The organism is Marinigracilibium pacificum (genome assembly GCF_012926615.1).
Classification (GTDB): domain Bacteria; phylum Bacteroidota; class Bacteroidia; order Cytophagales; family Cyclobacteriaceae; genus Mangrovivirga; species Mangrovivirga pacifica.
Genome location: NZ_JABBNU010000003.1, coordinates 308,505 through 319,752 on the forward strand (window position 1 = coordinate 308,505; position 11,248 = coordinate 319,752).

The window sequence follows — 11,248 nt, forward strand, 5'->3', positions numbered from 1 at the left end:
CCGATGCCTTAATGCAAAGTTAGGAAAGAAAATTATTACCAGCATAATTTGAACCTTTCAATTTATTTTCGACTTTTGCACAAAATTTGAACTTTATGCTTCAACTATATTTCACACCAGGTCCTTCTGCAATCTACCCGACAGTTAATCTTCATATTAAAGAAGCTTTACGCAAGGGTTATCTTTCTGATTCTCATAGATCTGCCACATTTAAAGGCATTTATAAAGAAACTGAGGATAACTTAAGAATGCTACTGGGTATTCCTGATAATTTTTCAATTTTGTTTACGTCCTCTGCTAATGAAATTTGGGAAAGACTGGTTCAAAATACAGTTGGAAAAAAATCTCTACACCTTGTTAATGGAGCATTCAGTAAACGTTTTGCTGAAATTGCAGCAGAATATGGCAAAGAAACTATTATATACAATGCTGAAGAAGGATCTGTAGTCTCTCCTGACACAATTAAAGCTGATAATGAAGTTGAGTTAGTAGCTATAACACATAACGAGACTTCTACTGGTGTATCACAACCAATAGAAGATATAATTAGCATCAGAAAAAAATTCCCTCAGGCGTTAATAGCAGTAGATGCTGTTTCATCACTTCCTATAGTTGAACTACCTTATGATCAAATCGATTCAGCTTATTTCTCGGTTCAAAAATGTTTTGGCCTGCCTGCTGGCTTAGGAGTTTGGATTGTAAACGACAGATGTATAAAAAAAGCTGAAGAGTTAGAGTCAAAAAAAATAATTACTGGCTCCTACCACAAGCTATTGGCCATGGCTAAAAAAGCTGAAGATCACCAGACAATTGAAACACCTAATGTACTTGGAATTTACTTACTTGGAAAAGTTGTAGGTGATATGTTAAATAAAGGAATTGGTCAAATCAGAAATGAAACTTTATATAAAGCCGGAGTTTTATATTATGGATTGCAAACTCATCCATTATTAAATCCATTTGTAAAAAATGAAAAGCTAAGATCAAACACGGTTTGTATTTTTGAAACCAATGATAAATCAATAGAAATAATCAATTTTTTAAAGGCCAAAAGCATGGTAATTGGCAGTGGTTATGGTAGTTTTAAAAATAATCACATCAGAATAGCAAATTTTCCGGCCACTGGAAAAGAACAAATAGAAATGCTTACTGATAAATTAAATGACTTTCAATAAAGGGTAGATACTATATGTATAAAATTAAAAAAGTATTAGTAGGATTAGATCTATCAAAACTTGATGATACACTCATCGATTATTCAAATTATTTTGCAAAACTGAATGATGCAACTGATTTGAAATTCATAAAAATTACTCCTGAAATTGCTATACCAGCTGAGATTAAAAAGGAATTTCCTGATATGGTAAAAAGAGCAATCACTGATAAAAAAAATCAAATGAAAGAAGTGATTGTTAATAAAATAGGAGTAAAACCTCCATATAAAGTTTCTTATGAAGTTGTAAAGGGTCAAAAAGCTAAAAGACTTCTAAAATATTCTCATTCCAGCGATATTGACTTAATCATAGTTGGCAGAAAAAGAAAGAAAGAAGGCTCTGGAGTTCTGGTCAACAGACTTGCAAGAAGAGCTGATTGCAGCCTATTGATAATACCTGAAGGATCAAAAGCTCAAATCAATAAACTTCACGTACCCATTGATTTTTCAAAAAATGCTAAGGATGCACTTGAAGAAGGGATTCAAATAGCATCAATGATTAAAAATCATGAAGGTAGAGACGTTGAAATAATATGCCAGAATGTTTATAATGTTCCTGTTGGATATCATTATAGTGGAAGGTCATATGAAGAATTTTCTCAGATAATGAGAGAAAATGCAAAAAAGAACTTTGCTACCTTCATCAAAAAAATAGATACAAAAGGCACTAATATTCGTGCTATTTATTCATTGGACACCAATGAGAATCCAATAGAAGATATTTACAATCTTGCAAAAGGAATTCAAGCAGACCTTGTCTTGTTTGGAGCCAAAGGAAGAACAGCTTTACCATCACTTTTTATAGGAAGTATGGCTGAAAGATTAATCCAGTTTCTTAAAGATATACCAGTTATGGTTGTTAGAAGAAAAGGTACTAATGCAGGAATTCTAGAATCATTAAGAGAATTTTAATTTTTTTTCTACTTCGTATTAAACCTTTTTAAGGTACGGGTATCAAAGTATAAACTTAGACCTGATTTTTTTTGTGAAAGAAGTAAAACTGGAGTCCAAACTCAATACAAAGAATGATTTTTCAGCAATTCTAACTGAGTATCAGGAAAGAATATATTGGCATATCCGAAAGATGGTTTTGGACCATGACGATGCAGATGATATTACTCAAGATACCTTTATAAAAGTTTATCAAAATCTGGATAAATTCAGGGGAGACTCTGAGCTATTTACTTGGATTTATAGAATAGCTACTAATGAATGTCTGCATTTTTTGAGAAGAAAAAAGCGAACAAATTTTTTCTCACTTTCGAATAATAATGTAGGACTGGAAAATATTTTAACATCAGGTCAATATATTGATGGGGATGAAGTTGAAATTAAACTTCAAAAAGCTTTGCTTAAGCTACCCGATAAGCAGAGACTAATTTTTAATATGAAATACTTTGATGACCTTTCATATGAAGAAATAGCAAAAATAACAGATACATCAGTGGGTGGCTTAAAAGCAAGTTATCACCATGCAGTAAAAAAAATAAAAAAATATATTTCATTACCTGATTAAACCTTTGATCTCGTGATGGATCAAAGAAATAAATAAAATTAAAAAATGGAAGGTTTACCGAAAAAACATCCGTTCAAAACTCCGGAGAATTATTTTGAAAATCTGGAAGAAAAAATAAAAAGGAAAACAGAAACCGCTTCAAAAGAAGGAACTGTTATCAACTTTTATCCAAATTGGATTAAAGTAGCTGCTTCAATTATGATTATTGGAGTATTTACAGTGGTTTTATATAATTTTTCTAAAAAGAATAAAACAGATTTAGCTCAACAGGCTTCAGTTGAAGAATTAATAAATTCAGTTAGTGATGAAGACATAATAATTTATTTAACTGAAAATAGTATTGATACAGATCAATTAATAGAAGCTGCATCTAAAGCTGGAGTTGATCAAACTGACTTTCAGAATAAGAAAATCGAAGAAACTATTATAGAAGATTATATTGATATTTACCTTTAAGATATGAGATACATTTTACTATTTTTTGGACTTATAATTATTGGCTATTCCGGATTAGCTCAAGATGGGCCTGCAAAAGAAAGAATAGAAAGTGCGCGAATAGCTTACATAACTAATAAAGTTGATTTAACCCCAGAACAAGCTCAGCAATTCTGGCCAGTTTATAATCAATTTTTACACGAAAGAGCATCATTAAGAAATGAATTAAGAGATTTAAGAGGGAACAGACGTCTTAATGAACTTTCGGAAGAAGAGCAAAAACAGCTATTAGACAAAAACCTTGAAATCAAAGTCAAGGAGGCTGAACTTGAAAAAAAATATTCTGATAAATTACTTAAGTTAATATCTCCTGCCCAGTTAATTGAATTGCATCAAGCTGAAAGAGAATTTAAAGAACTTTTACTTGAACGTATTGGTGAACGGGCACGCAGAAGACAAAACAATTAATCATTAAGGATTAATACAATTTTAAAAACCTGTCATCACAATGGCAGGTTTTTTTAATTTCAATAAAAAACATAACGTTTAAAATAGTTTTGACTCTTTAAAAATAGTTTTAATTCTAAATTCTTTATTGTAGTTTAGAGACTGCTAAAAAGATTTAACCATTTTTTTTACAATTTTTTGTTTAATTAGGGTTACATTTTATTTTCAATACGTATAAACCAATGAAGCGCTTCAGATGAAGGATCAAGAGATTCTTGAACGTATTAGTAAAGGAGACGAAACAGCACTAGACTACCTGTATAAAAAATATTACAGGATGATGACTAGGATTGTTCTTTCTAACAGTGGTACTGAGGAAGAAGCTCAGGATATATTTCAGGATGCCCTGATTGTATTCTGGCAGAAGGTAGCTAGTGGGAAACTAGTACTAACTTCCAAAATTAGCACTTTCCTTTACAGCATATGTTTGAATTTGTGGCGAAAGGAGCTCGATCGGAAAAGTAGGTTAAGCCGAGAAGAAGTTGACAATCCTGAAACAATGGATTTCGAGCAAGAAGAGAGATTGAAAATAATAACAGAATGCATCAATGAACTTGGTGATACCTGTAAAAAAATATTGACCTACTTTTATTTTGATGGTATGTCAATGCAAAATATAGCTTTAAACTTAGGCCTTGCAAATACAGACACAGCAAAAACAAAAAAGTACAAGTGTAAAAAAAGGTTAGATGAACTGGTGAAGTCGAAATACTCTGCTGGTGACTTTTTAGACTAAGAATTATGAACTTAAACGAATCAAATATCATTGATGATTACCTGATGGGTAATATGTCTGCAGTTGATCGAATGGCCTTCGAACAAAAAATGGCAGGTGACCAGGAACTTCAAAGAGAGGTTTCTATGCAGAAAGATATTATCAAAAGCCTGGAACAGGCAAGGGTTCAACAACTTAAAGCCAGATTAAATAGTATTACAGTATCTAATACTACCTGGTATCAATCGACTTTTGGGAAAATCACTATAGGAATTTCTATCCTTGCAGCGATAATTATCGGGTCATGGCTATTGTTCTCTGACGATAATCAATCTGCAGACGTTCAATTATCAGACAGTATAGCTTCTCAAGAACAAACTATTTCTCCAATCGATAAAAGTACAGAATCTAATGTCGATGCAATTGAAAAAGTAGAGGAAGTAATAGCTGAGGAAACACAAGAGCAAACTTCTATAGTTACACCAACACCAGAGAAAGAAGAAAGTAAAAAAGATAACAACGATCAAAGTAAGATCGCTGAAAAGAAACAACCTGTAACTAAAGAGGAAACTCAATCAAACATTGAACCTTCAGTAGATTCAAAAACTGAGACTCAAAAATCTGACACCTCAGAGGAAGTAAATTCGTATAACCCATATAGATTGGTTGAAATTGAAACAACCAAAGGAAGCAACTTTGATTTTCATTACAAGTTCTATAACAATAAATTATCTCTATATGGAGATTTCGGAGGAGAAAAACCTTATGAGATTCTAGAGGTAAATAATGAAAATGTACGAGGTCTATTCCTTTATTATGACGGAAAATTCTTCGAATTAGACACTACACATAACACTATTCCGCTTACGGCTTTAGATAATGTGGGCGTCATTCAAAATTTGATGGAAATAAAGAATAACAAATAAAAAAAGGACTCTTCGGAGTCCTTTTTCATTTGTGATTTTTTAATAGTTTTTAACCCTTCTTCTTCTAGGAACTCTCAATTACTGATACTAGATTTACGTTTTAAAAGAAAATCAGGCAAGTAATATGAGTGCAAAAAGCTCTAATTATAAGAAAAAAAAGAAACTGGGAGCATTTCCCTTTTTAAGTATTATCACATCTAATACTTTAGCACTTACAGCCATAGGTCTATTTGCCTCAATGATCTATTTTGGAAACTACTTCGCTACTGTAGTTAAAGAGAATTTTGAAATTCAAATTATCCTCGACAAGGATGTGTCAGAAAATGATAAATTGAAAATAAGAAAAACTCTTGAATCAAAACCTTATGTAGCTGAAAACAGTGATACATTAAGAATCTCCTATATAAGTAAAGAAAAAGCAGCTGAACAACTTACTTCTGAAATTGGCGAGGATTTTGTTAATATACTTAACAATAACCCATTAAGAGATAGTTATCAAGTACATATAAAAGAGGAATTTCAAGCTGAAGAAAACCTTACTGAAATTAAAACCAGCCTTGAAAAAATTCCTGGTATCCATGAAGTTACCTATGTACCTAACTTGCTTGAAGAGATTAATGATAATATTTATAAAGTAAGTGCCATATTTCTGGCGATTACCTTATTAATGCTTATCATCTTTGTTCTCCTTATTAATAACACAATAAAATTAGCCCTATTTAGCCAAAGGTTTTTGATAAGATCAATGCAACTTGTTGGAGCAACTAAAGGATTTATTCAAAAACCATTTCTAAGCCGAGCTTTATTATATGGCCTGATTTCTGCCTTATTAGCTTCCGGGTTAATATTTACGATTATATATAGCATTAACAATCAATTTGCTCAAATAGATCTTGAACCATTCAAAAACGGATTATTAACCGTTGGAGGAATTCTTATTTTGGCTGGATGCCTTGGGTGTTTAATTAGCACATGGTTTGCTGTTAATAAATACCTTAAACTTTCTTTAGATGAACTATACTAATATGAAAAATAATAACTCATTACCATTCGATAAAACAAATTATATTATCCTGATTGTTGGAGTTTTAGTAATTGCATTAGGCTTTTACATTATGACTCTTGACACCGAACCTTATGGATTTGGTACTTTAGGGTTAACAATTGGTCCATTAATAGTTCTTGCTGGTTTTGCCATTGAATTTGCGGCAATATTTTTTAAGCAGAAAAATTCTTCATCTAACGATCAATAATTAAATAATGACAATAATTGAAGCGTTAATCCTTGGAATCATACAAGGTTTAACAGAATTTTTACCCGTTAGTAGTAGTGGACATATTGAGCTAGGTAAAATACTTCTGGGAGTCCAGGCTAAGGAGAATTTATTGTTTAGTATTCTAGTACATGGAGCTACAGCTTTAAGTACGATTATAGTATTCAGAAAAGATATTTTCCAGATTATTAAAAATGGATTTAAATTTCCTTTCAACGACTATTCCCGGTTCATTATTTACATAATAATTTCTATCATACCAGTAATGATTATAGGTCTTCTTTTTGAAGAACAAATAGAATCATTATTTACAGGTAATGCACTTCTGGTGGGTAGTATGTTAATTCTTACCGGATTGCTACTTTTATTTGCCTCTTTCACGGGAAATCCGGATGGCGACCTTTCTCCATTAAAAGCTTTAATTATAGGAATAGCTCAGGCTATTGCTATTTTACCTGGTATTTCAAGGTCAGGGGCCACAATTGGTACAGCCCTTCTTCTAAAAGTTAATAGAGAACAGGCAGCGAGATTTAGTTTCCTAATGGTTCTAATACCTATATTAGGTGCAGCATTTTTAAAAACTCTTGATCTTTTCTCCGGGGAAGCTGAAAATATTTCAAATATAAATGTGCCCGCCATGGCGATAGGTGCAATAGCTGCATTTGGATCAGGACTAGTTGCATGTAACTGGATGATTAAAATTGTAAAGCAAGGTAAGCTCATTTTCTTTGCTGGCTATTGCTTTCTTGCTGGTATCATAGCAATTATCGGCGCTTTTATTCAATCTTAATTCCACTATTACAAACTGATATTTTTTGTATTTTCGTACAAGAAAAAAAACGTTGATGTGAGAAAAGCAATTCTAACTCCATATTTTGACAATGGCCAGGTTATTTGTATTGACAAGCCCTACGAATGGACATCTTTTGATGTAATAAAAAAAATCAGATTTGGTCTTAAAATAAAAAAAGTTGGACATGCAGGAACATTAGATCCGTTGGCAACTGGCTTGTTAGTTATCTGTACAGGAAAAAAAACCAAAGAGATAGAAAACTACCAAGCTGCAGAAAAAGAATATATCTGTGATTTGGTATTAGGTAAGACTACCCCAAGTGTCGACCTGGAAACTGATTTTGATTCAGAAACTAACACTGATCATTTAACTAATGAAGAGATCACCAAAGTGATAAATTCATTTCAAGGTGAAATTGACCAGGTTCCTCCAATATTTTCAGCTATTAAAGTTGATGGTGAAAGAGTTTATGAAAAAGCCAGAAAAGGTGAAACAGTTGAGCTTAAATCAAGAAAAATTCAGATTCATGAAATTGAAATTCTTGAATCAAATAACCCTGAAATTAAAATTAGAATAGTTTGCTCGAAGGGCACTTATATTAGAAGTCTTGTTAGAGATATTGGGGAAAAACTTCAGGTTGGCGCCTATATGAAAGCTCTGGTCAGAACAAGAATAGGTGAACTTACACTTGAAAATGCTTTATCTCCTGAAGAATATGTTGAAAAGAATAAGTTTAGAGTTGCCTTTCCTGAAAACAAATAATCAGATTGTTTGATATAGAACTAACTTCATTGAATATAATAATCCAGATATGAAAATATATGAAGGTCTTACTGAGTTTACTCCACCAAAATTCCCTGTTGTAACTAGTGGAACATTTGATGGTGTCCATAAAGGCCATCAGAAAATAATAGAGAGAATCAAAACCATAGCTCAAAATAATAATGGAGAAACGGTATTGATAACCTATTGGCCTCATCCGAGATTTGTACTTAAGCCAGACGATGATTCATTAAAGCTTCTGAATACTTTTGAAGAAAAAGCACTTCTACTGGAAAAATTAGGGGTTGACCATCTTATTAAATTTACCTTCGATAAAAAATTTAGTAGCCAGACTTCCGAAGAATTTATAAAAAACATACTTATTGATGGCATCAATACCAAAAAGCTTGTAATTGGATACGACCACAGATTTGGTAAAAACCGAGAAGGAAGCTTTGAGCACTTAAAAGAAAATGCAAGTAAATATGGCTTCGAAGTTGAAGAAATCCCTGAACAAGATGTTAATAATGTAGCTGTTTCATCTACAAAAATAAGAAGGGCGCTTGATGAAGGAAATGTGGAGATTGCAAGAGAGTACCTGGGTCAGGATTATTCAATAACAGGATTTGTAGGTGAAGGGGAAAAAAGAGGAAGAGAATTAGGCTTTCCAACAGCTAACATTACTATCCCCGAAAAATTCAAAAAAATACCAGCTCATGGTGTTTATGGCGTTCATGCTGATGTAGGAGGTAAAAGATATCAAGGCATGATGAATATTGGAGTGAAACCTACATTTAGAGGAAGTGAACTAAGCCTTGAAGTACATCTTTTCAATTTTAACGAAAATATTTATGGAGAAAAAATTACCGTTTTCTTTGATAATTATGTTAGAAAGGAAAGAAAATTCAAAAATACTGAAGAACTCATTAATCAATTACAAATAGATAGGCAGGTTGTACTTGACCGATTAAATAAGTAATTTCGAAAACAACAATTAACCCACGAACACATGATAAACAAAGTTGTAAAAGACGCCCAGGAAGCAACAGCAGACATTAAAGATGGCTCTGTTCTAATGCTTGGAGGGTTTGGACTTTGCGGAATCCCTGAAAATAGTATTCAGGCCCTCCTTGATAAAGGTGTTAAAGACCTTACTTGTATCTCAAATAATGCAGGAGTAGATGACTTCGGAATCGGATTACTACTTCAACAAAAGCAAGTAAAAAAAATGATCAGTAGCTATGTTGGAGAAAACGCTGAATTTGAAAGACAGTTATTATCTGGAGAACTAGAAGTAGATCTTATCCCCCAAGGCACACTTGCTGAACGAATTAGAGCCGGAGGAGCCGGAATCCCAGCATTCTTTACTCCGGCAGGATTTGGAACTGAAATCCAGGAAGGTAAAGAAATCAGAGAATTTGATGGAAAAATGTATTTGATGGAAAGTTGGTTAAAAGCTGACTTTGCCCTAGTTAAAGCCTGGAAAGGTGACACTTCAGGTAATTTGATTTTTAAGGGAACTGCCAGAAACTTTAACCCAATGATGGCTGCTGCTGGCAAAATAACAATAGCTGAAGTAGAAGAACTTGTACCGGCTGGAGAATTAGACCCAAACCAGATTCACACACCGGGAATCTATGTTCAAAGAATTTTCGAAGGAAAAAACTACGAAAAAAGAATTGAACAAAGAACTGTTCGAAGCTAATCAACCATCAAAACGAAATTTATTATGTCTTTAGATAAAATAGGAATCGCAAAAAGAATATCCCGTGAAATTGAAAATGGGATGTATATAAATCTTGGAATCGGAATTCCGACACTTGTGGCTAACTATATTCCAGATAACATGGAAGTAGTTTTACAATCAGAAAATGGTCTTTTAGGCATTGGCCCCTTCCCTACCGAAGATCAAGTAGATGCAGACCTTATTAATGCTGGTAAACAAACGGTAAGTATGCTTCCCGGATCAGTTCTCTTCAGTTCTGCAGAAAGTTTTGCCATGATCCGTGGTGGACATGTTCACCTTACTATACTTGGAGCTATGGAAGTTTCTGAAAATGGAGATATTGCCAACTGGAAAATTCCTGGCAAGATGGTTAAAGGAATGGGTGGAGCAATGGATCTTGTTGCATCAGCTGATAACATCATCGTTGCTATGCAACATACAAGCAAATCCGGTGAATCTAAATTACTAAAAGAATGTTCACTGCCTATTACAGGAATAAAATGCGTTAATAAAATTGTCACCAACCTCGCTGTTTTAGATATACACCCTGAAGGTGGCTTTATTTTAAGAGAAAGAGCTCCTGGTGTTTCTGTTGAAGAAATAAAAAATGCTACAGAAGGAAAATTGATTATAGAAGGAGATATTCCTGAAATGAAAATAGATTAATTCCAAACCCGCTAAATGCGGGTTTTTCTTTTTTTATAGTACAATTCATTTCAGTTGTTCTTACTTTTGCGGTAACATTATTTTAGCTTAAAAGCCGTACAAAAAAAGTAATAATGAAAAAATCATCAATAAAATTTAACGTCACTTTAGATGACGAAAATGTTCCGGAAAAAATTGAATGGACTGCAGATGACAAGCCAGGTGGTGGACTTGATGAAACAAATGCTATTAGTGTTTCAGTATGGGATCAAAATCAAATGAACACTTTAAGAATCGATCTTTGGAATAAAGAAATGCCGGTTCATGAGATGAAAAAATTCTATATCGATATTATTGGTGGTCTTGCACAAAGCTTAATGACTTCAACAGCAGATGAATACATGGCAAATGAAATGAATAGTCTCTGCGATCGATTAATTGAACATGTAAAAAAAGAAAATCAATAATCTTAAGAAAGCTGCTCAGGCAGCTTTTTTTTATGCTTCCCTTCTAAATAAAAAATAAACCATTTATAGTATTTTAAATGAAAAATTAACCTTATTATTTTAGGATTAAATTTTTAATATATTATTTTTGACAGAATAAATAGTAGGCATGCCTACTAAATAACCCAACAATTAACCAATTTTTGAAAACTTATATTATCTTTTAACTTATAATGACAATTAACTTAATATAAAACCTAAACCAGAATCCTTAAATACAAATAAACATG

The 11,248-nt window shown here is 32.7% G+C and carries 15 protein-coding genes; all 15 read left to right on the top strand.

Annotated elements, in window-relative coordinates:
- Window positions 1–95 precede the first annotated feature (95 nt).
- The 15 genes from HH304_RS06240 to gldC all read left to right on the top strand — a co-directional run bounded on the left by HH304_RS06240 (window position 96) and on the right by gldC (window position 10,979).
- Complete coding sequence (locus HH304_RS06240) at window positions 96–1,175, top strand: aminotransferase class V-fold PLP-dependent enzyme (RefSeq protein WP_169679067.1); 1,080 nt, start codon at window positions 96–98, stop codon at window positions 1,173–1,175.
- 14 nt (window positions 1,176–1,189) lie between these two features.
- Entirely contained in the window at window positions 1,190–2,125 is a 936-nt protein-coding gene (locus HH304_RS06245; protein ID WP_169679069.1) for a universal stress protein, read from the top strand.
- Between the two features lie 88 nt (window positions 2,126–2,213).
- Complete coding sequence (locus tag HH304_RS06250; RefSeq protein WP_271711530.1) at window positions 2,214–2,729, top strand: RNA polymerase sigma factor; 516 nt, start codon at window positions 2,214–2,216, stop codon at window positions 2,727–2,729.
- Between the two features lie 45 nt (window positions 2,730–2,774).
- A complete protein-coding gene (locus HH304_RS06255) occupies window positions 2,775–3,185 on the top strand; it encodes a hypothetical protein (protein WP_169679071.1) in 411 nt (136 codons plus the stop codon).
- A 3-nt stretch (window positions 3,186–3,188) separates the two neighbouring features.
- Window positions 3,189–3,632 (top strand): Spy/CpxP family protein refolding chaperone, encoded by a 444-nt coding sequence (locus HH304_RS06260; protein ID WP_169679073.1) that lies wholly within the window; start codon window positions 3,189–3,191, stop codon window positions 3,630–3,632.
- Window positions 3,633–3,867: 235 nt separating this feature from the next.
- The gene (locus HH304_RS06265) at window positions 3,868–4,407 is read left to right on the top strand and encodes an RNA polymerase sigma factor (protein WP_169679075.1); all 540 of its coding nucleotides are present in this window, start codon (window positions 3,868–3,870) and stop codon (window positions 4,405–4,407) included.
- 5 nt (window positions 4,408–4,412) lie between these two features.
- Complete coding sequence (locus HH304_RS06270) at window positions 4,413–5,312, top strand: hypothetical protein (protein ID WP_169679078.1); 900 nt, start codon at window positions 4,413–4,415, stop codon at window positions 5,310–5,312.
- Window positions 5,313–5,436: 124 nt separating this feature from the next.
- Window positions 5,437–6,336, top strand: a complete 900-nt coding sequence (locus HH304_RS06275) for a cell division protein FtsX (RefSeq protein ID WP_169679080.1) — start codon at window positions 5,437–5,439, stop codon at window positions 6,334–6,336.
- 1 nt (window position 6,337) lies between these two features.
- Complete coding sequence (locus HH304_RS06280) at window positions 6,338–6,565, top strand: DUF3098 domain-containing protein (protein ID WP_169679083.1); 228 nt, start codon at window positions 6,338–6,340, stop codon at window positions 6,563–6,565.
- 7 nt (window positions 6,566–6,572) lie between these two features.
- A complete protein-coding gene (locus HH304_RS06285; RefSeq protein ID WP_169679085.1) occupies window positions 6,573–7,376 on the top strand; it encodes an undecaprenyl-diphosphate phosphatase in 804 nt (267 codons plus the stop codon).
- A gap of 57 nt (window positions 7,377–7,433) precedes the next feature.
- On the top strand, window positions 7,434–8,141 hold the full coding sequence (gene truB, locus HH304_RS06290) for a tRNA pseudouridine(55) synthase TruB (RefSeq protein WP_333908744.1): 708 nt from the start codon (window positions 7,434–7,436) through the stop codon (window positions 8,139–8,141).
- A gap of 49 nt (window positions 8,142–8,190) precedes the next feature.
- Window positions 8,191–9,120: a bifunctional riboflavin kinase/FAD synthetase gene (locus HH304_RS06295; RefSeq protein WP_169679088.1), complete on the top strand. Its 930-nt coding sequence runs from the start codon at window positions 8,191–8,193 to the stop codon at window positions 9,118–9,120.
- Window positions 9,121–9,150: 30 nt separating this feature from the next.
- Window positions 9,151–9,846 (top strand): CoA transferase subunit A, encoded by a 696-nt coding sequence (locus HH304_RS06300; protein ID WP_169679091.1) that lies wholly within the window; start codon window positions 9,151–9,153, stop codon window positions 9,844–9,846.
- A gap of 24 nt (window positions 9,847–9,870) precedes the next feature.
- Window positions 9,871–10,533, top strand: a complete 663-nt coding sequence (locus HH304_RS06305) for a 3-oxoacid CoA-transferase subunit B (RefSeq protein WP_169679093.1) — start codon at window positions 9,871–9,873, stop codon at window positions 10,531–10,533.
- Window positions 10,534–10,646: 113 nt separating this feature from the next.
- Window positions 10,647–10,979, top strand: a complete 333-nt coding sequence (gene gldC / locus HH304_RS06310) for a gliding motility protein GldC (protein ID WP_169679097.1) — start codon at window positions 10,647–10,649, stop codon at window positions 10,977–10,979.
- Window positions 10,980–11,248: the final 269 nt, after the last annotated feature.